The organism is Streptomyces sp. GQFP, from assembly GCF_021545335.1.
Lineage (GTDB): Bacteria > Actinomycetota > Actinomycetes > Streptomycetales > Streptomycetaceae > Streptomyces.
Genome location: NZ_CP089312.1, coordinates 1,811,495 through 1,832,417 on the forward strand (window position 1 = coordinate 1,811,495; position 20,923 = coordinate 1,832,417).

Annotated in this window: 16 protein-coding genes; 9 read left to right on the plus strand and 7 right to left on the minus strand. The window is 69.7% G+C overall.

Going from position 1 to position 20,923, the window contains the following annotated elements; all coding sequences use genetic code 11:
• The 4 genes from LUX31_RS07950 (at position 1) to LUX31_RS07965 (ending at position 3,812) form a co-directional block, all read left to right on the plus strand.
• Positions 1–804: an ABC-2 family transporter protein gene (locus tag LUX31_RS07950; RefSeq protein WP_235474068.1), complete on the plus strand. Its 804-nt coding sequence runs from the start codon at positions 1–3 to the stop codon at positions 802–804.
• A 4-nt stretch (positions 805–808) separates the two neighbouring features.
• Positions 809–1,609, plus strand: coding sequence for an ABC transporter permease (locus LUX31_RS07955; RefSeq protein WP_235474069.1), 801 nt, complete (start codon positions 809–811; stop codon positions 1,607–1,609).
• Between the two features lie 513 nt (positions 1,610–2,122).
• Positions 2,123–3,106, plus strand: a complete 984-nt coding sequence (locus LUX31_RS07960; protein ID WP_235474070.1) for a helix-turn-helix domain-containing protein — start codon at positions 2,123–2,125, stop codon at positions 3,104–3,106.
• A 100-nt stretch (positions 3,107–3,206) separates the two neighbouring features.
• Positions 3,207–3,812, plus strand: coding sequence for a hypothetical protein (locus LUX31_RS07965; RefSeq protein ID WP_235474071.1), 606 nt, complete (start codon positions 3,207–3,209; stop codon positions 3,810–3,812).
• Positions 3,813–4,039: 227 nt separating this feature from the next.
• Here the strand turns inward: LUX31_RS07965 and LUX31_RS07970 are convergent, their stop codons facing one another.
• Both LUX31_RS07970 and LUX31_RS07975 read right to left on the minus strand, forming a co-directional pair.
• Positions 4,040–4,567: a hypothetical protein gene (locus LUX31_RS07970; RefSeq protein ID WP_235474072.1), complete on the minus strand. Its 528-nt coding sequence runs from the start codon at positions 4,565–4,567 to the stop codon at positions 4,040–4,042.
• On the minus strand, positions 4,549–6,255 hold the full coding sequence (locus LUX31_RS07975; protein ID WP_235474073.1) for a PHP domain-containing protein: 1,707 nt from the start codon (positions 6,253–6,255) through the stop codon (positions 4,549–4,551). The genes LUX31_RS07970 and LUX31_RS07975 overlap by 19 nt, the downstream gene beginning before the upstream one ends.
• Before the next feature lie 219 nt (positions 6,256–6,474).
• Between LUX31_RS07975 and LUX31_RS07980 the strand changes: the two genes are divergently transcribed.
• The gene (locus tag LUX31_RS07980; RefSeq protein ID WP_235474074.1) at positions 6,475–7,794 is read left to right on the plus strand and encodes a jacalin-like lectin; all 1,320 of its coding nucleotides are present in this window, start codon (positions 6,475–6,477) and stop codon (positions 7,792–7,794) included.
• 30 nt (positions 7,795–7,824) lie between these two features.
• Here LUX31_RS07980 and LUX31_RS07985 read toward each other — a convergent pair whose 3' ends face one another.
• Positions 7,825–9,399: an ArnT family glycosyltransferase gene (locus LUX31_RS07985; RefSeq protein WP_235474075.1), complete on the minus strand. Its 1,575-nt coding sequence runs from the start codon at positions 9,397–9,399 to the stop codon at positions 7,825–7,827.
• A gap of 162 nt (positions 9,400–9,561) precedes the next feature.
• On the opposite strand from LUX31_RS07985, the gene LUX31_RS07990 reads away from it, so the two are divergent.
• Entirely contained in the window at positions 9,562–10,359 is a 798-nt protein-coding gene (locus LUX31_RS07990) for an alpha/beta fold hydrolase (RefSeq protein WP_235474076.1), read from the plus strand.
• On the opposite strand, the gene LUX31_RS07995 is transcribed toward LUX31_RS07990, so the two are convergent.
• The gene (locus LUX31_RS07995) at positions 10,331–11,185 is read right to left on the minus strand and encodes an isocitrate lyase/PEP mutase family protein (RefSeq protein WP_235474077.1); all 855 of its coding nucleotides are present in this window, start codon (positions 11,183–11,185) and stop codon (positions 10,331–10,333) included. The genes LUX31_RS07990 and LUX31_RS07995 overlap by 29 nt on opposite strands.
• A gap of 138 nt (positions 11,186–11,323) precedes the next feature.
• Here LUX31_RS07995 and LUX31_RS08000 point away from each other — a divergent pair, with 138 nt between their 5' ends.
• On the plus strand, positions 11,324–12,718 hold the full coding sequence (locus tag LUX31_RS08000; RefSeq protein ID WP_235474078.1) for a hypothetical protein: 1,395 nt from the start codon (positions 11,324–11,326) through the stop codon (positions 12,716–12,718).
• A gap of 230 nt (positions 12,719–12,948) precedes the next feature.
• On the opposite strand, the gene LUX31_RS08005 is transcribed toward LUX31_RS08000, so the two are convergent.
• The gene (locus LUX31_RS08005; RefSeq protein WP_235474079.1) at positions 12,949–13,998 is read right to left on the minus strand and encodes a rhamnogalacturonan acetylesterase; all 1,050 of its coding nucleotides are present in this window, start codon (positions 13,996–13,998) and stop codon (positions 12,949–12,951) included.
• Between the two features lie 204 nt (positions 13,999–14,202).
• Between LUX31_RS08005 and LUX31_RS08010 the strand changes: the two genes are divergently transcribed.
• On the plus strand, positions 14,203–15,882 hold the full coding sequence (locus tag LUX31_RS08010) for a rhamnogalacturonan lyase B N-terminal domain-containing protein (RefSeq protein WP_235474080.1): 1,680 nt from the start codon (positions 14,203–14,205) through the stop codon (positions 15,880–15,882).
• 131 nt (positions 15,883–16,013) lie between these two features.
• Here LUX31_RS08010 and LUX31_RS08015 read toward each other — a convergent pair whose 3' ends face one another.
• Positions 16,014–17,426: an RICIN domain-containing protein gene (locus tag LUX31_RS08015; protein ID WP_235474081.1), complete on the minus strand. Its 1,413-nt coding sequence runs from the start codon at positions 17,424–17,426 to the stop codon at positions 16,014–16,016.
• Positions 17,423–18,529 carry a glycoside hydrolase family 43 protein gene (locus tag LUX31_RS08020; RefSeq protein WP_235474082.1) on the minus strand — a complete coding sequence of 369 codons (1,107 nt, stop codon included), beginning with the start codon at positions 18,527–18,529 and terminating at the stop codon, positions 17,423–17,425. The genes LUX31_RS08015 and LUX31_RS08020 overlap by 4 nt, the downstream gene beginning before the upstream one ends.
• A gap of 214 nt (positions 18,530–18,743) precedes the next feature.
• Here LUX31_RS08020 and LUX31_RS08025 point away from each other — a divergent pair, with 214 nt between their 5' ends.
• On the plus strand, positions 18,744–20,915 hold the full coding sequence (locus LUX31_RS08025) for an autotransporter (protein ID WP_235474083.1): 2,172 nt from the start codon (positions 18,744–18,746) through the stop codon (positions 20,913–20,915).
• The last annotated feature ends 8 nt before the right edge of the window (positions 20,916–20,923 follow it).

Below are 20,923 nucleotides of genomic sequence, written 5' to 3' on the forward strand. Positions count from 1 at the left end.
ATGGCCGTCCTGCACGCCTGGCGGGCCACCAGGGTCACACCCCTCGGTGAGCTGCACGCCCCGCCCCGGATGACCGCCGCGCTGGTCCGGCTGACCGTCCAGGTGGTCCTGGTCGCGTCCCTGTGGAACGGCCTGTACCAGCAGACCGGTACGACGGCCGGCCTCGACCGCGAGCAGGCGGTGACGTACGCCGTGATGGCCGTACTCGCCTCCCGCCTGCGGGAGTTGGACCAGTACGCGGGCCGCGACTCCGTGCTCCAGCACATGCACTTCGGCACGATCGTGTACTGGTACCTGCGCCCGCTGCCGCCCCAGCGCTACTACGCGCTGCGCGCACTCGGCGAGCAACTGTACGGCTTCGCCTGGGCGTTGACCGGGTACGTCCTGTGCCTCGCCGTCGGGGTGGTCGAGCCGCCCGAATCGGCGCCCGTGGCAGGGGTGTTCGCGTTGAGCCTGCTGCTGGGCCAGCTGGTCCTGTATTACGTCATGCTGGTGATCGACCAGCTGTGCTTCTGGACGCTGCGCAACGGCGCCGCGATGCTCATCCTGATCTTCGCGCAGAACCTGCTGTCCGGGGTGTACGCACCCCTGTGGTTCTTCCCGGGCTGGTTCATCACGCTCAGCTCCTTCCTGCCCTTCCAGGCCACACTGAGCGTGCCGCTGTCGCTGTACGTGGGCCGCGTCCCGCTCTCGGACGCGGCCTTCCAGCTGTCTGTCCAGGTCATCTGGATCGTCCTGCTGGCCCTGTTCACCCGGTTCCTGTGGAGCCGGGCCGCCCGCCGCGTGATCTCCCAGGGAGGCTGAGGCCGTGAACGCCTTCCGTATCGCATGGCGCATCACGCGCCTCAACTTCCGTGCCCAGCTGGAGTACCGCTCCGAGTTCCTGCTGATGATCGCGATCGGCGCCGTCTGGCAGGTGTCGGTCATCGTGTTCGCGACGGTGCTGCTGACCCGGTTCACCGGGATGGGCGGCTGGGACAGCTCGGAGGTACTGCTGATCCCGGCGACCCGGATGCTGGCGCACGGCATCTTCGTGTTGTTCCTCGGGAGGATGCACGGCATCGGCAGGATCATCCAGGAGGGGATGATCGACACCTACCTGGTCCGCCCGATGCCGGTGTACCGCCAGGTCCAGCTGTCCGTCTTCCCCACCAACGCCATCGGCGACCTGACGGTGGCCGTGGGCCTCATGATCGGCGCCCTGTCCCGGAGCAACCTGGACTGGACGGCGGGCCGCATCTCGTACCTCGTCGTCTGCGTCCTCGGCGGAATGCTCCTGGAGGCGGCCCTGTTCACGGCGGTCGCCTGCGCGTCGCTGCGCTTCCCGGCCGCGGACTACTGGGGCCGCTGGCTGGAGGAGCTGCTCGGCACGTTCGGCAGCTATCCACTGAACGTGCTACCCAGGGCGGTGAGCGGCCTCCTCACCTTCGGCCTGCCGCTCGCGTTCGTCGCGTACTTCCCGGCGGCGGTACTGACCGGGCACGGCGACGACACGGGCGTGCCGTACTGGCTGGCGGCGGCTTCGCCGTTGCTGGGGTTGGTGGCGTATCTGGGGGCGCGGTGGCTTTGGCGGTGGAGTTTGGGGCACTACACGGGGGTCAACGGGTGACCCGGTTCAGAAGGAGTTGGCGGACGAGTGCTGGGCGGCGACCGTCCAGGCTGGGACATCCAGGACGCCATCGACAGCTCAACGTCCGTATGGCGGACGCCCCCAGGGAAGTCGCCGAGTACCGAGTCAAGCCCTCGCCGACGTCAGCGCCGCCGAGCTGCGGAAGGTTCAACATGTGGAACCCCGACCGCGTCGAGGTGCTGTGGCGTTGGGCGGAGATCCGTCCGTCGGAATGGGAGTACTGGGGGACCCCGGAATCGGGGTCTGCTGCTGGGCGCAATCCCCGTGTTCTGGGGGGCGTTGGGGAATTTCCATGCCGATGCCGAGCGGGGTGTCGATCGCGGTGCCGGGCGAGGCGCCGCCGCATTCTTCGGGCGTTGTTTGTTCGGTGTCGGTGGGCCGAACGCGAACAATCCGCGAGCCGCTAGACCTGTCAGGGACAACTCAGCAGCCGCATTCCGGTCGAAAACCGATCATCTGCGGCCTACTAGTGACGACATGGCGGGTGGGGGCATGGATGTGGTCAGCACTGCCGAGGTCTCGGCGGAAGATCGGTTCGCGTTCTGGCGCGAGGTGAGTTCGAAACTCTGGGCGCCCTACGACACACGCTGCGAACCGCAGGTGGAGAGCACGTTCCAGGCGGAGGTCGGTATCAGTGGGTTCGGGCCTGTGCAGGTGACCTTGATGACCACGATGCGGCACACGGTCCACCGCACACCCAAACTGATCCGCCGCGCCGATCCCGAAATGTTCAAACTGGGGTGCATCATGCGCGGCGGTGGTGAGATCACGCAGGACGACCGGCGGGTGGAGTTCGGGGTCGGGGACCTGATGCTGTTCGACACCTCACGCCCCTACCAGGCCAGTTTCGCTCCGGATTTTCCGGGGAGCCAGCAACTGCTCCTCCTGCGCTTCCCGCGCTCGCTGCTGCCGTTGCCTCCCGGAGAGCTACGCCGGCTGAGCGCGGTACGGATCCCGGGCACCCGGGGCATCGGCGCGCTGTCGTCACAGTTCCTGGTGCACCTCGCCCAACGCATGGACGAGCTCAGCCCGTCGGACACCGAACGCCTGTCCACCCTCACCCTCGACGTGCTGACGACGGCACTCGCCGACGCGCTGGACACGTCGAGCTCGGTGCCGCCCCACACCAGGCAGCGCGCGCTGATGGCCCGGATCCACGCCTTCATCCGGGACAACCTGGGCGATGCGAACCTGACCCCGGACGCAATCGCCTCGGCCCATCACATCTCCCTGCGCTATCTGCACAAGCTGTTCCAGGAGGAGGGCCACACCGTCGCCGGCTGGATCCGCGAACGCCGCCTGGAACAGTGCCGACGCGACCTGGCCGACCCCCGGTTGGCCTCCCGCCCGATCCACGCGATCGCGGCCCGGTGGGGTTTCACCAGCCCCGCGCACTTCAGCCAGACCTTCCGCAGCGCCCAGGGCCTGTCACCACGCCAGTACCGCCAGCGGTGCACGACAGTGCGCGCGGACTAAAGACCTGTGCGCTCACCCGTAACGACAGGCCCGGCTGCGGCCAGCACCCTCTCTTCAGGGGACGAACAAGAGACACCAACAACGGAGGAAACGAGATCCGATGACCATGAACTCACTGAAACACCGGTTACTGATCCTGCTCAGCGCGATGGCGATGACCGTGCTCGCCGCGGTCGCCGGGACGGGCACGGCGAGCGCCGCGGTCAGCGACCGCGATCTGTATGTGGCGGAGGCGCGGGCGGCGGGGCTCAGCACCGAGAAGGCGGCGGGCCTGCAGAACAAGGTCGACGCCTACCTCACCAAGCTGGATGGAAAAGGCACCCAAGTGGCGCCGAACCAGATCGACCTCGGCGGTGCGGTTCTGAACGTTGCTGTGCCGGGGGAGAAGCAGCCGCGGAAGCTGGGAGCGGCAGCCGTGCCCGGAGAAGGGCCCAACTCCCCCTACTGCAAGCCCACCGCGCACTACTACTGGTTCTGCGCGTACCAGTATGCGAACCGGGGCGGCGACAACGTCGGCATGTACACGTGCGGTCTGCCGTGGGACATCCCCTTCTACACCACGGGCTCGTGGGAGAACAACCAGACCCCGGGAACTCGCCCCCTGCTGACCTTCGCAGACGGCACCCAATGGCGGATGCCCGGCGCCTACAGCTACCAGCCCTCCGGCGTGAACTGGACACCGGTGTCGAGCATCATTGCCTGCTGACCAGGCGTCCGGCCTTCGCGCGGAACCCGCGCGAAGGCCGGCCCTATCTGATGGTGATCCTGCTCAGCGCGATGGCGATGACAGTGCTCACCACGGTCATCCAACTTCCCCGAACTCCTCGGGGAGTAGAGGCCAACTGACCCAGTTGGCTCCTCCCTTGCCCGGGGCACACGAGGAGGCGGATGTGGGCTGGAGCCCTCACTCCAGTTCCAGCCCACACCCTCGGCTCAGTGATCCGCACAACACGGTGTCGGGTCCGGCACCTCGAACGGCACCAGGGTGCCCCCGACGGCGGGCATGGTGGCGAGGACGAGTTCGCCGCCCTCCCACTGCGGCCGCACATGACCATGCATCACCAGCGTTTGCCCGGCGGGCGGTTGGCCCGCGGCCCCCAGCACCGTCACCCGGTCGATCGCGCTCCGCGCCAGCAACTCCCCCACCGTCACCGTGCCGTTGAGCGAATCCGCGCCCGAGTAGATGACCGCCCGACCCACCGCGTCCGGCACCCCGGGCCTCACCTCGTACCCCTGGGCCCTGAGCCGCTCCTCGGCGGTGCGCAGGAGCGGCTCGGACGGCAGGGTGAACGAGAGGGCCACCCGGGGGCGTTCGCCTCGTACGAGGTGGGTGCAGCTGAACGTGCCCTCGGGGAGGGTTAGTTCGGCCGCCAACGCGAGGAGAAGGTGGTCGGCCGCGCGGAGGGCCGACACCGGAGTGTCGGCCCAACAGGCGTACCGCGTCACGAAGGCAGCACCCACACCGGGTTCGTGTAGAACCAGAGGTCCTTCCACGGGTCCGCGTCGCCGACGACGTCGATGGCCGGGCCCGCCGGGTCGACCGTCGCGCCCAGGGCGCCCACGGCGGACCGGTTGCCGTCGCTGCCGCGCAGGCGGACGTACAGCGGGCGGTCGACGCGTCCGAGGTCGTACGTGAGGCGGAGTGTGCCCGTGGTCTGGTTCACCTCGTACGTCTTGACGACCTTGGCCGAGGGAGCAGTGAAGGTGTCGCGGTCCGCGACCGGGCCGGTGACATCGCCCTGGATGACGTCCACCTTGGCCAACTTGGGCAGGAAACCGGCCCAGTTGGCGCTGTCGGCCAGTGCCACGTCCACCGTCAGCGTGACCTTCGTGCCTCGCTTCACGTGCAGCGCGCCGCCTAGCGTGCTCCAGCGGCCGGCGCCCGAGACGCGTACGTCGAGGCCGCTGATCAGCTGGCCGTGGTCGACCCAGATGCGGCCGGCGCGGATGCCGTCCATGACGGCGGCGTAGGAGAAGCCGTCGGAGCCGACGTGGGTGCGGCTGTACTGGCCGGGCCAGTAGTCGCCCTGGGTGATGTCGATCTTTCCGCCGTAGATCGGGTCCTCGTAGCGGCCGTTGGCCTCGAAGCTGCCGCCGGGGCCGCGGACCGCGGTGTCCGCGTAGACCTGGTGGGAGTCGGAGTTGGCGGTGATCCACCAGGGCTTGCCCTCGGCGATCAGGCTGTCCCAGAGGCCGCCGACGGTGGCGGTCATCCAGTCGAAGCCGCCCCAGGTGCGGTAGCTCTCCAGGGGGTAGCCGGGGAAGGAGTTGGCGCTCGGGTTGTTGTCGTAGATGCCCCGGGCGCGGGCCGGGCCGAGCGGGGCGGGCAGACCTGCGGCCTGGTGGCCGGGCGCGCCCTCGAAGCCGACCGCGATCTGGTGGCTCGCGGGGCTCGCGTCGCGCCAGGCGCGGATCTCGTGCGGGGAGTCGACACCGCGCCGCGCCGGGTGGTTGGCGAGCATCAGCGCGTCCTTGACCTTGCGCCGCTTCACCTGGTCGGAGAGGAAGGCGAGGCCCGCGACGGCGAGCGCCTCGTTGGCGGGCGTGGAGTCGGAGGCGTTCTTCACGCTGCCGTCGTAGTCGGTCTCGAACTGCTTGAGGACGGAGACCTCGTTGTTGCCGGGGTGCACGAACACCGTGGCGTGCTCGGCGCCCGGGATGTTCCACTCCAGGCCCTGGAAGACGAGGGTGTCCTCGTACGCAGCGCGGGCCGCCCTGATGTCCGGGTTGACCTTGTCCACACCGATCTTGGCGTGCGTGGCCGAGCCGTGGTCGGTGATGACCAGCCAGTCCATGCCGTGCTTGGCGCCCTGGCGGACCTGGTCGACGACGCGGTACTTGCCGTCGCTGCTGTACTGCGTGTGAATGTGGTGGTCCCCTGTCAGCCACAGGAAGCCGCCTCTTCGGCGGGAGTTGGTGGTCGCGTATGCGGGAGCGGCGGCCGTCGGGGCGACTACGCTCGCGGCTGCGAGGCCCGCGCCGAGCAGGCCGGCACCGCGCAACAGCGTGCGGCGCGACCGCTGTTCGGGGTTCAGGGCCTCGTCGGGCACGGACGTGTCGAGGGCGGCGGGCAGCGCCGTACCGTCCTCGGGACCGTGTGCGTGATGGTGGTGATGACCGCCGTGTCCGTGCGAGTGCCCGTGCCCCATGGCTGCGCCTCCTCAGTCACGCGGCGCCCGTGGTGCGCCGCCTGAGGAGAATCCGCGCGAAGCATGAACCTTGCCCAACCGCCGGGTGAGCGCGGGACGACCCGGACACGGCGGATCGCCTCGGCACTCACTGTTCCCCCAACAGCCCTTGTCCATCACACTGTTGGCCGTCGAACCTGAGCAGCGTTCACCTATCGTCCCCATGGAGACACCCCCACCATGAGAAGACTCATCGGCACCCTCGTGGCCGGCGCGCTCGCGCTGACCGGGCTCGCCACCACCGGCTCGACCCCGGCGGCAGCCGCCACCTCCGGCACCTTCAACGTCCTCACGTACAACGTCGCGGGCCTCCCCGAGCTGCTCAGCTCGGGCAACCCCGAGGTGAACACCCCGCTGATATCGCCGCGTCTGGGCGCGTACGACATCGTCAACGTGCAGGAGGACTTCAACTACCACGCGGCGCTGTACGCGAACGACAACCACGCGTACCGCACGGCGACGAGTGGCGGTGTGCCCTTCGGCGACGGTCTCAACACCCTCTCGGACTACGCCTTCCAGGACTTCGAGCGGGTGCAGTGGAACGACTGCACCGGCACCAACTGCCTTACCCCGAAGGGCTTCTCGCTGGCCCGGGTGCGGCTCGACGAGGGCGTCTACGTGGACGTGTACAACGCCCACCCCAACGCGGACTCGGACGACGCGGCCCTGGCCGCCCGCCGGTCCAACATCTCGCAGCTGTCCGCCTTCATCCAGGCCAACTCCGCGGGCAACGCGGTGATCGTCGCCGGTGACACGAACACCCGGTACACGCGTGCGGGCGACAACATCCGCACGCTCGTGGCGGACAACGGCCTGACGGACGCCTGGGTCCAGCTGGTGAAGGGCGGCGTACAGCCGACGCAGGGCAGTGACGCGCTGGTCTGCCCGACGACCGCGCCGACGAACGACTGCGAGGTCGTCGACAAGATCTTCTACCGCGGCAGCAAGCTCGTGAACCTCTCCGCGACCCGCTACAACAACGAGTGGGCGTCGTTCCTGGACTCCGCGGGCGCCAACCTCTCCGACCACTTCCCCCACACGGTCGACTTCTCCTGGACGCTGCCCTCGAACCTCCGCGCGAGCGACTTCTTCGGCGGCCCGCACGGTACGGCGTTCAACGACGCCGACGACCTCCCGGCGACCCGCTCGCCCCGCACGCTCACCCTGCGCGGCGGCTCCCGGCTGGACGCGGTGTCCCTGACGCACGACAGCGGCACGACCCTCACCCACGGCGGTACGGGCGGCACGGCCACCTCCCTCACCCTGGCGTCCGGCGAGCACCTCACCTCGGTGAAGCTGACACAGGGTCAGAAGGACGGGCAGACAAGGATCTTCTCGGCGGCGTTCACCACCGACAAGTCCCGCACCCTGACCTCCGGCACGGCCACGTCGGACACGACGACGTTCACGGCACCGTCGGGCTGGCAGATCGTCGGCTTCACGGGCCGCTCGGGCGACGAGATCGACAAGCTGGGCGTGGTGTACGCGCCGATCGGCTGAGTGCCGCCCTCTCCCGTTGTCGCCGGTCGGTCAGTGTGCCCGTACGGCGGCAACGGGAGCCGGGGGTTCCGTCCTCGCGGCGGGGGACACATAGGCGCGGTAGCCCGGCCGGGCGGGCGGGTCGGGCAGGTCCAGGGGGCGCCAGGAACGGGCGTACGAGGGGACCCTCTGCCCGCCCGAGAACAGGAACCCGACCGGCTGCCGTACGCCCGCCCCGGCCAGTGCCTCGGGCGTGATGGAGACGTCATGGCCGGTGGCCTGGCGGGAGGCGCAGCCCAGGAGGAAGGCGATCCGGACCGCGTCGTCGCCGGTGAGGACGCACGGCGGCCGTACGCCCTGGGCGCGCAGTGCGGCGGCGACGCGGCCGTTGGCGGCGAACGTGGCGCGGGCGCGGTCGGTCACGCCGTCGAGGATGCGGTACTGGACCGCCAGATGTACGGCGAGGGCCGCGACGACGAGCGCGACGACTGCCGGGCGTCGGCGTGGGAGGGCGCAGACCCGGACCAGGGCGTACGCGGCGGGCAGGGCCAGCAGGGCGTACGCCGGGAGCAGGAACCGGGGTGCCGCGTAGCCGACGGTGAACAGGTAGGGCGCGGCGAGCGCCGCTCCGACCGCCGAGGCCAGAAGGACCGGGGTGCGCTGCCCGGTGCGGGCCGCCGCACGGACGCCGCCCGCGACGACCAGGGGCAGCGCGAGGAACCACAGGGCGCCGACGGGGTGGCTCAAGGAGCCGTCGCAGGGGCGGCACAGGGTACGGCCGCCCAGGGCACGCGCGTGGTCGTCGACGGCGAAGTACCAGCCCAGGTGGCCCTGGATCTCGCTGGCCCGCGCGAGCCGGGCGCCGAGTCCGCCGTATGCCGCGTACGCCTCGACGACCCACTCGGCGCAGCCGAGCACGGCGGAGCCGACGAGGACGGCGAGCAGCAGCGTCCTGCGGGTGTTCCGCACCGACAGGGCGGCCACGGTGAGCGGCAGGGCCAGCCATACCGCGTCCGTCGGGCGCATCAGCGCGGCCAGTGCCGTGCCCGCGCCCAGGCCGATCAGCGCGCGCCGGTCCCCGGGGTCGCGGGCGGCGCGCAGAAAGCAGCCGACGGCGGCGAGCGCCCCGAGGGCGACCCAGAGGTTGGGCATGGCCTGCGGACCGTAGAAGACCGTGACCCACAGGCTCGCGAACAGCGCGCCCGCGACCGCGAGCACGGGAACCGGCAGCAGCCTGCGCCACACCCACAGCGCCACGAAGAGCCCGCAGCCGGAGAGCAGGGCGAGGTAGACGCGAAGTGCCTCGGTGGAGGTGGTCCACGCGGCGACCGGTGCGACCAGGAAGGTGATGCCCCGCGCGCGGGGAGCGCTGAAGAACGCCGCCGGGGCCTGCGGGCCGACCTGACTGACGTACACGGTCTCGTCCCAGCCGAGCCCCACGCCGGGGACCGCGAGAGTCAACTGGACGAGGGTGAAGGCGCCGGCCACGGCCAGCAGCCAGGGCAACGGGCGTGCGGGTGCCGCCGTCCGGGGGTCCCTGCCCGGTCCCGGGGCCGTCTCCCGCGTCTCGGGACGCAGCACGCCGCCTTGATGCCGCGCGAGGGAGACCGAGCGTGATTCCTGCATGGCCTCCACGCTGTGGGCCGGGGGGAGGGCTCACCACGCGGGGGCAGGCAGTCGGCGGAATGAAAGCACCTGCAAGGGTGCGAAGGGCTCGTTGGCGGCGTACGGGCCCACGTCCCGTAAATCATTGCGCCCCGGGCCTTCCCAGCCGGTAGCTTCGGGAGGATGAGTGATCACTACGACGTGCGCGGCTCCGGCCCCGTCCTCCTCATCCTCCCTGGCGGCGCCGGACATCCCATGGGCCTCGACGACTTCACGGCCCGCCTCGCAGAACGCTTCACCGTCGTGACGTACGACCCGCTCGGCCTCGCCCACGGCCAACTCGGCAAGCCCGTGGAGGAACAGCGCGTCGAGTGGTGGAGCGAGGGCGCGGCCCGGGTGCTGGACGCGGTGCTGCCCGAGGGCGAGTCCGCGTACGTGTTCGGCACCAGCTCCGGCGCCGTCCCCGCGCTCGACCTGGCGGCCCGGCACCCGGACCGGCTGCGGCACGTGGTCGCGCACGAGCCGCCGGTCGTGGGGGTCCTGCCCGACGCGGAACGGCAGCGGGCCATGTTCACCGACGTGTACGACACGTACCGCAAGCACGGCCTGGAGGCCGCGGCAGCCAGGATGAACGCGGGCCTGGAGGAACGCCCGCCGACTCCCCCGGAACCGGCTCCGGAAGCCCAACCCCTCTCCCCCACCGACGAGTTGGCCAACCCGATGGCCCTCATGATCACCCGCGTCCTGGTGCCGTTCGCCTCCTACGACGCCGACCTCGCCGCCCTCTCCGCCGCCCCTCCCCGTCTCACCCTCGCCGCGGGAGTCGACTCCGTCGACCAGCTCCTGTACCGCACCGCCACGATCCTCGCCCGCCGCACCGGGAACGCCCTCCGCCAGTTCCCCGGCGGACATCTCGGGGTGCGGACGCACTCGGCGGAGTTCGCCGCACGACTCACGGAGACACTGGTCCCGGTCGGCTGATCCGGTTCGGTCGCGCGCGTCCGTGGCGCTCGTGACCGAGGGCCACCACTTCGTCGTACGAGGGTGCCTCGCCCTTCGGCACCCGCCCGGCCCGGATGTCGGTGAGCGCCTCCACGGCCGCGCCGAGCGCCCGCCGGTAGAGAAGCGAACCGAGGCTGACACGGCGTACACCGAGGTCGCCGAGCTGAGCGACTGTGGGCCCCGTGGGCGAGTAGAGGATGTTGAGCGGGACGTCGAGGCGCTCGACCAGCGCGGCGATCTGATCCGGGTCGGTCAGTCCGGGCACGAACACCCCGTCGGCGCCCGCCTGTTGGTAGGCGTCGAGGCGGGTCATGGTGTCCCGGACCAGGTCGGGGGACCGACGGTCGCCGAGCCAGTGCGTGTCCGTGCGGGCGTTGACGAAGAGGCCCGGGGCGGCGGCCTTGACGGCGGCGATCTTGGCGGCGTGCAGGGCGGCCGGTCCGAGGCCGCCCTCCCCGTTTCCGTCCTCCAGGTTGATGCCGACGGCGCCGACGACGGACAGCTCCCGCGCGAACTCCCCCACCCGGCCCGGGTCTTCGCTGAAGCCACCCTCGGCGTCGACGGACAGCAGGAAGTCCTCCGTGCCGATATTCAGGGCGAGTTGGAGGGTCTGGTCGCGGGTCGCCGCCGTACCGTCGGGCAGTCCGACGGCAGCGGCGACGCCGAGACTCGTGGTGCCGATCGCCGCGAAGCCCTGGGCGGCGAGGGCGACGGCCGAGGCGTGGTCCCAGGAGTTGGGGAGCAGGAGGGGCTCGTCGCGGTGGTGGAGGGCGGCGAAGGCGGAGGCCGGGCCTGAGGGGGTCATGCCGTCACGGTAGGGGCGCGACCGTTCGGCGCCCGCCGAACCGTACCCGCGCCGCAGCGAGAAACATGTCCGATCCGTCTACGAAAATCCCGTCCCATCCGGCGGCAACCTTTCCCCTCCCCCCGGCAACAGACAGGCATGACTTCAGCACCACTCCCCCGCACCTCCGCCCACCGCCGCACCCACGCGGCCCGCAAGCCCCTCATCGGCGGGCTCGCGGCGGCCGGGCTGCTCGCCGGCGCCTGGTACGCGACCGCCGGGGCGGCGACCACGGCGACGCCCAGTCTCACCATCACGACCACCTCGGTGACGCTGCCGGCCAAGTTCCCCTACGTGTCGGCCGGTTACAACAACACGCGTGAGTGGACGCGGACGGCGACAGCGGTCGCGCCCAACGGCACGATGCGGGTCGCCTGGCCGGCCTCGGACGGTGTGCACGTGACCCCGCTGACCACCGCGGGCAAGCGCGCGGGCGGCGACGCGATCATCAAGGGTGCCAAGGAGGTCGGCGGGCTGGTCGCGCACAACGACGGCTTCGCGCTGCTCACCCGGGTCGCCGACACCAACAAGTGGAAGGAGACGGCGGCGGCGCTGGTCCGCTTCTCCCAGGGCAAGGAGGCCTGGCGCACCAAGCTCACCGGCACCGCGTCCAACGACACGTCGCCGACCCTGGACGGCCAGCTCACCTGGAACGGCACCAAGTACGGCGCCTACTTCGTGGTGCACGGCGCGGGCGGCTTCGCCGACGGCCACTTCGGCGACAAGCTGTCGTACATCGGCTCCAAGGGCGTGAAGCTCAGCGGTGGTTGGGGCTGGGGCTGCTCCCACAACGAGGGCATCGCCCTGCACGCCGAGACCACCGGCGCCTTCACCTCCCTCTGCTTCGACGACTGGCGCTCGGGCCTGTTCGTGTCGACGGGCATCGGCGCCCCCGACAACGCGCCCGCCGTGCAGCGCGAGCAGTGCTGGGCGGGCTACTGCGGCGGCACGTACGCGGGCCGCACCGGTGACCTGGTGAAGTCGTCCACGGGCCGCTACGCCACCGCGTACGGTTCGCGCGGCTCGGCCTCCGCCGCGAAGAACCCGGACGACGCGAGCGGCCGGGGCTGGACGGTGAAGCCGAGGTGGAGCACGCACCAGGCGGCGGTGTCGTTCCTCAAGAACCGCAACTCCCCTGCGGGCAAGGCGATTTACCTGACGAACTCGCCGGGGACGGAACACGTCAACGTCCGGGTCGCCCCGTACGGCAAGGACCGGCTGCTGGTCTCCTGGGAGTCCCTGAAGAACGCCAAGTGCGCGAGCGGCACCTGCACCGGCACGTTCACGGGCACGCATCTGCGGCTGATCGACTGGAACGGCGTGTACAAGACGCCGGACAAGGTCGTGCAGGCGCGTATCACGGGCGACATAGCGGTCCTGAAGAACGGCTCGCTGACCTGGGCGTACGCACCGGTGACCCCGACGTACGCGACCCCGCTGAACGGCGTGTCCCCGACCACCGCGACGCTGCGGATCGCCCGCCTGGCCCTCTGAACCGGCCGCGCGAGCAACGCATGGGGCAGCGCGAGGCAGAACCTGGAGCGCCCCGGTTCCGGTCGGGACGCCCCAGGGGCTCTTGGCGGGCCAGGCCGTCAGTTCTGCAGGCCGGCAAAGCGGCCCTGGCGAATGCAGGACGCGGTATCGCGCCCCGTAAGGGGCGCGGGGAACTGCGCGACCAGCCCCCACCGGCCCGCGGTTTCATTACCGCGCTTCCAGCGGAGCGTTCACCGCCCTCCGCCCCGCGGAGCAAGCCGCTGAGCCACCAACTCATCGCGCACCAACTCCGCGTAAACCGTGGCCCCATGGACAGACGTGTGCGTGTTGTCCCGCTTCTCGTCGTACAGGTACAACCCCTTGGAGTCCTCGACCCCGAGAGACTCCACCAGCGCCTTCGTCCGAGCCGTGAGATCGATCAGCGGCACCCCCCGCGCCGCCGCCACCGCCCGGATCACCGCCGGGTGGTCGACGCCAAGTCCGTTGACCAGCAGGGCGGTTCCGTTGTTCAGGGTGCCGTCGGCGTTGAACCAGCGGCGCACGATCGGGGTCACCAGCACCGGGTTCCCCCCTCGCTCACGGATACCCGCGACGAGTGTCTCCAGGTTCGCGCGGTACGTCGGTTCGTCCGTCTGCTTGTCGTTGTGGGCGAGTTGGACGAGGACCAGGTCGCCGGGGCGGATCAGCGGCTGAACGGTCGGGAAGAGCGCCGAGTTGGCGAGGTAGGTGACCGTACTCTCCCCGGAATCAGCGTAGTTGGCGACGGACAGACCCTTGCGGAGGTACTGCGGGAGCCGCTGGCCCCAGCCGGTGTACGGGTCGCCGGGCTGGTCGCAGACGGTCGAGTCGCCGACGAGGAAGATCTGCCGGGTGTGGCGGCTTGCCGGGGTCACGCGGATGTCGGCCAGGGCCGGCGCCGAGCCGCCGAGGACCAGGTCGAGACCGGGGGTGCCCTCGGGACCGGTCGGTTCGCCTTCGGGCGTACGGACGTTCACGGTGAAGCTGCGGGCGACCCGCTCGCCGGCCGCCGTGGCCGTCTCCGGGAGCAGCGCGCGCCGGGTCTCGCCGCTGACGGCCGTACTGGCGGCGGCCTCACCGCCGAGCAGCACCCGTACGTCGTAGGTGCCGGGCGCGACGTCGAAGTGGCATGCGGTGGCTGTGCAGTTGGCGATGCCCAGGGCGTGCGGAGGGAGTGTGTGGGCGGCGGCCGGAACAGCCGACAAACCGGCAGCGGTGCTCAGGGTCACAGCTGCAAGCACGGCACGGTTGAAACGTCTCATCGCGGTTCCCACAGCAGTCCTCCGTCGCTCGACAAGGCCCAGCGGCAGGACCGTACATCGTCCGACAAGCGCTTTCTAGATCCCTGCACGATTTCACACAACTGCCAACTTCCTTACGGCGAAAGCCCTTTCGCGAAATCGATTCAACTGCCAGTCTTCCGGACACCCGCACACCCCCACACCCTCCGAAGGAGGCACCCCCACATGTCCTCAGCCAACGACAGACACGCCGGGCCCCACCTCGGCCGCCGTGCGCTCGTCCTCGGCGCCACGGCCACCGCCGCCGGACTGGCCCTTCCCGGCACGGCGCAGGCGGCGACCTTCGGCTACACCGACGACGGCACGAACTACGTCATCGACACCGGCGCCAACCTCGTCTTCAAGGTCCGCAAGTCCAACGGCGACCTGTCCTCGCTGGTCTACCGGGGCACGGAGTACCAGGGCTACGGCGGTATGAACTCGCACATCGAGTCCGGCCTCGGCACCTCCACCGTGACCATCACGCAGTCCGGTTCGACGATCCTGGTCAGCGTCACGTACGGCACGCTGAAGCACTACTACGCGGCCCGCAGCGGCGAGAACAACGTCTACGTGTGGACCAACAAGGCCGACACCTCGGTCTCGGCGACCCGGTTCATCCTGCGCGTGAAGGCGGGCCTGTTCCTCAACGACGAGCCCGATTCCTACACTTACGCGCCGACCACCATCGAGGCCTCGGACGTCTTCGCGAAGTCCGACGGCCAGACCCGCTCGAAGCACTACTCGAAGCTGCGGGTCATGGACTACGACTACGTCGGCTGGACGACCGGCAGCGTCGGCCTGTACGTGGTGCGCAGCAACCACGAGAAGGCGTCCGGCGGCCCGTTCTACCGCTCCCTCCTGCGCCACCAGAGCGCGGACGGCGGCGGTCTGTACGAGATCCTCTACTACGGCCAGAACCAGACCGAGGACCAGCGCTTCGGCCTCCAGGGCCCGTACGTCATCGCCTTCACGGACGGCGCCGCGCCCTCCTCGTCGCTGTTCCCGGGCACCCTCACCACTTCGTGGGCGGACTCGCTCGGCATCTCCGGTTACGTCGCGGCGGGCGGCCGGGGCCGGGTCGCGGGCGTCGGGATCACCGGGCGCAACACGGCGTACGCGTACACGGTCGGGATCGCCAACTCGGCGGCGCAGTACTGGGCTTCGGCCCGTGCCTCCGACGGCTACTTCTCGATCACGGGCGCCCTTCCGGGTACGTACACGCTGACCGTCTTCAAGGGCGAGCTGGCGGTGTACACCACGTCGGTGTCGGTCTCGGCCGGCGGTACGACCACGCTCAACTCGATCGCGATCCCGTCGTCGAACGACCCGAGCAACGCGAGCGCGATCTGGCGGATCAACGACTGGAACGGCACGCCGAGCGGCTTCAAGAACGCCGACCTGATGACGTACGCGCATCCGTCGGACGTCCGGGCCGCCGCCTGGACCGGCAACGTGGTGATCGGCAGTGGCAGCGAGACCTCGGCCTTCCCCTGCTACATCTGGAAGGACGTCAACAGCGGTCTGCTGGTGTACTTCAAGCTGACCACCGCCCAGGCCGCCGCCGCGCACACCCTGCGCATCGGGGTGACGACGGCCTACGCGAACGGTCGCCCGCAGGTCGTCGTCAACGACACCTGGACGTCGGCGATCCCCTCCCCGCCCACCCAGCCGAGCACCCGGTCGCTGACCAACGGGTCGTACCGGGGGAACAACAACACGTTCACGTACAGCGTGCCGGCGAGCGCGTGGCTCACGGACACCAGTCAGTACAACGTCCTGAAGATCAACGTGGTGAGCGGGTCGGGGACGACGGGTTATCTCAGTGCGGGTACGGCCATCGATGCGCTCGATCTGCTGAGCTGAGCTGGGCGCTGCACTGGATGGGCGGTTCTTTGACCGCGGGCCGGTGGGGGCTGGTCGCGCAGTTCCCCGCGCCCCTTGCGGGGCGCGGTCGCGCACCCGGCTCCACCGGGCCCCGCGTTACTGAGTAACTGTCATGTCCCGCGTGTCCACTGCTGGTTCGTTCCGCCGTTGCAGGTGTAGGTGATGATGGCGGCCGAGTCGGCGGTGGACACGCCGCTCACGTCGAGGCATTTGCCGGTCGCGCGGGAGACGACGTTGACGTAGGAGCCGGTGGTGGTGAGCGACCACTGCTGGTTGGTGGCCGAGGAGCTGCAGTTCTCCTGTGTGACCGTGCTGGTGTTCTCCTGGACGCACAACGAGCTGTTGCGGACCATGAGTTGGTAGTAGCCGGTCGCGACCGACTTGAACCAGTACTTCTGGTTGTTGCCGCTGTTGCAGGTGTACTGCTTGATCTGGGCGCCCGCCCACAGCGACTGGCTGGTCACGTCCGCGCACTTCGAGGAGTGCCGGGCGATCAGCGTGTTGTACGTGGCACTCGTGCCGGTGATCGTGCCGGTGGCGGTGTCGATGGTGACCTCGGGGGACCAGGACATGGACATCGTGGTCGTCGTCGGGAAACTCAACGGCAGCCAGACATAACGGGAGTCGTTGACCGTGCCGCCGAAGGCGTTGCCCCAGCGGTCGCCCATGTAGAGGTAGGAGGTGCCTGAACTCCCCTGCACGGGAAGGACGTACGTGGTCTGCGAGCCGTACGTCGTCGAGTCGCCGACGTTCGCCATGGCCGTCCACGGGCCGGTGATGCTGGTCGCGGTGGCGTACTGCTGCTGGTTGGGGCTCCAGCCGGTGGCGCCCGAAGTCAGCATGAAGTAGACGCCGTCGCGCTTGAAGAGGGCCGGGGCCTCGCGGTGGCCCCCGTGCCAGGGGTCGGCGACCAGGGCGGCGATGCCGGTGTAGTCGGCGGTGAGCCGGTAGATCTGGAGGTCGTAGTTCTCGCGGGCCGCCGAGATCATGTAGCCGGTGCCGTCGGTGTCCACGAACACCGTGATGTCACGGGACATGTGGGTGTCGAGCGGGCGGAAGCTGCCCTGCCAGGTGTAGTTGCCGTCGATGGTGTCGGAGACGGCGACGGCGGCACGGGCCTCGCTGTAGTCGGCGCCGTTCTCCTTGTGCATCCACATCACGTACTTGCCGGTGGCCGCGTTGTACATGACCTTCGGCCGCTCGATGTTGGCGGTGGCGAGTTCGGAGGCGCTGGACTGGGTCAGGACGTGGTTGCGGAACTCCCAGTTCTTCAGATCGGTGGAGCGGTAGGCGTCCACGTACTGGAAGGTGTTGTCGGCGTTGCGGTGCTCGCCGAACCAGTAGTAGTAGGAGCCGACCTTGATGACTCCGCCGCCGTGCGCGTGCAGGGGGCTGCCCGAAGTGTCGGTGAACTGGGTGCCGTTGGTGATGGTCACGGCGGCTGCCTGGGCGGGTCCGGCGGTTGCGAGGGCGCCGGCCAGGGCCAGACATAGGGCGAGAAGAACCGCGTACACACGTCTCATGAGCCACTCTCCTTCAGATTCAGCGAATCAACCTGCGTGTCGGCGACGGGGATGCCGAAGTCCGGGGTGCCGTCGGTGTTCCAGCCGAGCTTCTGCACCCGGGTGTGGCGGTTGGGATCGTTGAGCGGATCGCCGACGATCTCCTTGTACTGCCGTGCGTGGTAGACGAGGACGTCGGTACGGCCGTCCTCGGCGACGGTGAAGCAGTTGTGGCCGGGGCCGTACTGCCTGGTGGTGCCGTTGCTGGTGAAGACGGGCGTCGGGGACTTGGTCCAGTTGGCCGGGTCCATGAGGTCGTCGCGGGCGTCGATGGTCAGCAGGCCCATGCAGTAGTTGAAGTCGGTGGCGCTCGCCGAGTACGACATGAAGATCCGGCCGTTGCGCTTGATGAACGACGGCCCTTCGTTGACCCGGAAGCCGATGCGCTCCCAGTCGAACTCGGGTGTGGTGAGCCGGATCTGAGGTCCCGTCAGGGTGAGCGGGTCGGCCATCTTCGACAGCCAGACGGCGGTGTTGTTGTCCATGTCGGGCTCGTGCTGCGCCCAGGCGAGGTAGCGGGAGCCACTGTGGGTGAAGGTGGTGGCGTCGAGGGAGAAGGTCTCCCAGGCGGTCTTCAGCTGCCCGCGCTCGACCCAAGTCCCCTTGAAGGGATCGGGGCTGGCGTTCTCCAGCACCCAGATCCGGATGTCCCAGATGGCCTCGGCGGGCGCGGAGGCGAAGTAGACGTACCACTTGCCGTCGATGTGGTGGATCTCCGGCGCCCAGATGTGCGCGCCCATGACCCCGGTCGCGTGCTTGCGCCAGATGACGGACTCGTCGGCGGTCGCGATCCCCCGGATGGTGCGGGAGCGGCGCAGGATGATGCGGTCGTACTCGGGGGCGGTGGCCGTGAAGTAGTACCGGCCGTCGGTGTGCCGGTGGATGTGGGGGTCGGCGCGGTTGCGGACGAGGGGGTTGACGTAGGGGGCGGCGGTCGCCCGAGGAACGGCGGCGTGCGCGACGCCGGGGACGGCAGTGAGGGCGCCTGCGGCGAGGGCGCCCTTCAGGAGCGCTCTCCGTGCGGAGAGGGCGGGGTCTTCGGGCGGGTCGTCAGCGCGGCTCATGCGGAATGCCTCTCGGGGGTGGGGCGCATCATGTTGGCACGTGTTCGTATGTGGGGGGTGACACGAGAAACGTTCGTACTTACGAACAAGATCTGTCACTCCCAAACGCCCAAAAGGTAAGCGCGTGTTACGTGAAGGTCAACGGGTCGGGAGAGACGAAAACCACTGAGCAACTTTCTGTTATTACCCGGCAGTCCGTTCCGTCTCCCTTCACGTGCACAGCCACTCCCTCACCACCAGCCCCGCCCTCAGGACGACGACGGCTGCCGCGGCCCTCGCGCTGACCGCCCTCCTGCTCGGCGCCCCGCCCGCCTCGGCGGCCGGCCTCCGGGACGCCACCGCCGACGTACTCGCCGGCCGGGACGTCACCCTCACCGGCGACACGGTGGTGAGGGTGCCCGCCGGGACGACGACGTACGACGGTGTCTTCCGCGGCGAGGGCACCCTCACCGTGCGCGGCACGGGCACCCTGATCCTGACGAAGGACAGCGACTTCACGCTGCCCAGGTCCCGGCAGGGCCAGAAGGTGAGCATCCCCGGCGGCAACCACCCGTACGTCACGGTGACGAACCCCGACCCACCGGCGGTGACGGTTGAACGGGGAGCCACGCTCCAGTACGGCAACGGCGGCACGACCGGCCTGATCGGCCACTTCCCGTACAACACCCCGGCGTTCCGCCTGAACCAGGACAACATCAGGGTCGACGGCACTCTGCGGCTGTCCCTGAAGAGCACGTACAACCTGGGCACGATCAGTGGCGACGGACTGCTGACGCAACCCCGTTTCCTCTGGGGCACCTGGGACCTCTCGGGCACCCACCCCTTCTCCGGGGTGATCGACAACGGCACGGGGGTGAACACGGGCCGACCGGAGTTCGCGACGTCGCTCCCTCGCGTACGCAAGGTCCTGAACCAGGGCACCTGGACGGTCGACACCCCGCTCGGCCAGACGGTCACGATGGGGATGGACTTCTACCAGCGCGAGTACGGCAGCGACATCAACGTCCAGTCCCGCCCGGGCTCGAAGGTGATCCTGACGGGGCAATACAGCTGGTCGAACCAGGGCGGCGACACGAACCCGTCACTCACGGACCCCGCCCTCAACTGGACGCCCGCCCGCAAGAACGTCAACAAGCGCGGCACCAACATCAAGGGCGCGAACGTCCAGTGGGGCGACGGCACGACGAACAAGATCTTCATGCCGGGTACGGCGGAGACGGTCTACATCAACCTCCTTGCCGCCAGCTCCCGTTCACTGCTGACGTTCGACTACAACGGCCCGGTGACGCTGGGCGCCCCGATCGGCGGCGGGCGCTACCACGACACGCTCTCCGCGCCCGGCGCCGGGGACATCGTCATCAAGGGGACGCGCGGCAACGACGTCACGTTCGCGGCCGTCCAGTACTACGACGGCTCGACGACGGTCGAGAAGGGCGCGGTACTGCGCCTGGGCAGCGGGAAGGCGGGCGGCGACGGCGGCCTGTACACGAAGGGTTCGCTCTACAAGGTCGTGAACAACGGCTCGTTGGTGGTACGGAATACGAGCAAGACGGTGACGCTGTCGCGGGTGAGCGGTAGCGGCTCGCTCACTCAGTCAGGCGCGGCGACGACGACATTGACGGGGACTGGAGTGACGTACAGCGGCAGCACGACGGTCACGAAGGGGACGCTGGCGCTCAGGGGCGGGGCAACTCTGGCCAACAGCAAGGCGATTCGGCTGACGGCGGCGGGCGCACGGCTCGACGTGGGCACAGCGGGACTGCGCGTGCGCAAGACACTCACCGGTTCGGGGACGGTGAAGGGCTCGGTGACCAACGAGGGCGTGGTCGCGGGCGAGTTGACGGTGACGGGTGGATACACGCAGAGCGCGAAGGGCGAACTGGTGCTGCGGGGACAGCCGTTGAAGGTCGGCGGGGCGGTGCGGCTGGCGGGGGCGCTGGACTTGTCGGCGGCGGGCGCGGCTTCCGGCTCCGCGCCCACGATCAAGGTGCTCGACAACGCGGGGCGCGCGAAGACGGTGGGCACGTTCAGTGGGCTGAAGGAGGGCGCCGCGTTGAAGCTCGGCGCCACGACGTACCGGATCAGTTACCGGGGTGGCGACGGCAACGACGTGGTCCTGACGGCGGCCGCCAAGAGTGCGTCGCCGACGGCGAGTTCGGGGGTACGCACGGGGTCTGCGGCGGAATCGGAATCGGATTCGGTGACGTCTGCCGACTCGAACACCAACTCCGCTCCGGCGGCGTCCAGTTCGGGGCTCGGCTGGTGGCCGTACGCGATGGCGGTCGGGCTGCTGGCGGGGCTGATGATTCCGGCGGCTCGGAAGGTCCGGGGGCACGGGAGCGGGGGCGGAAGGCGACGGGGCGGGCGGCACGCGGCGCAGGACTGACTCCGGGC

Bases quoted from the DNA above. Each gene is read 5' to 3' on its own strand.
- LUX31_RS07950 (WP_235474068.1), top strand. From the start codon at position 1: ATGGCCGTCCTGCACGCCTGGCGGGCCACCAGGGTCACACCCCTCGGT.
- LUX31_RS07960 (WP_235474070.1), top strand. From the start codon at position 2,123: ATGGATGTGGTCAGCACTGCCGAGGTCTCGGCGGAAGATCGGTTCGCG.
- LUX31_RS07965 (WP_235474071.1), top strand. From the start codon at position 3,207: ATGACCATGAACTCACTGAAACACCGGTTACTGATCCTGCTCAGCGCG.
- LUX31_RS07975 (WP_235474073.1), bottom strand. From the start codon at position 6,255: ATGGGGCACGGGCACTCGCACGGACACGGCGGTCATCACCACCATCAC.
- LUX31_RS07980 (WP_235474074.1), top strand. From the start codon at position 6,475: ATGAGAAGACTCATCGGCACCCTCGTGGCCGGCGCGCTCGCGCTGACC.
- LUX31_RS07985 (WP_235474075.1), bottom strand. From the start codon at position 9,399: ATGCAGGAATCACGCTCGGTCTCCCTCGCGCGGCATCAAGGCGGCGTG.
- LUX31_RS07990 (WP_235474076.1), top strand. From the start codon at position 9,562: ATGAGTGATCACTACGACGTGCGCGGCTCCGGCCCCGTCCTCCTCATC.
- LUX31_RS07995 (WP_235474077.1), bottom strand. From the start codon at position 11,185: ATGACCCCCTCAGGCCCGGCCTCCGCCTTCGCCGCCCTCCACCACCGC.
- LUX31_RS08000 (WP_235474078.1), top strand. From the start codon at position 11,324: ATGACTTCAGCACCACTCCCCCGCACCTCCGCCCACCGCCGCACCCAC.
- LUX31_RS08005 (WP_235474079.1), bottom strand. From the start codon at position 13,998: ATGAGACGTTTCAACCGTGCCGTGCTTGCAGCTGTGACCCTGAGCACC.
- LUX31_RS08010 (WP_235474080.1), top strand. From the start codon at position 14,203: ATGTCCTCAGCCAACGACAGACACGCCGGGCCCCACCTCGGCCGCCGT.
- LUX31_RS08015 (WP_235474081.1), bottom strand. From the start codon at position 17,426: ATGAGACGTGTGTACGCGGTTCTTCTCGCCCTATGTCTGGCCCTGGCC.
- LUX31_RS08020 (WP_235474082.1), bottom strand. From the start codon at position 18,529: ATGAGCCGCGCTGACGACCCGCCCGAAGACCCCGCCCTCTCCGCACGG.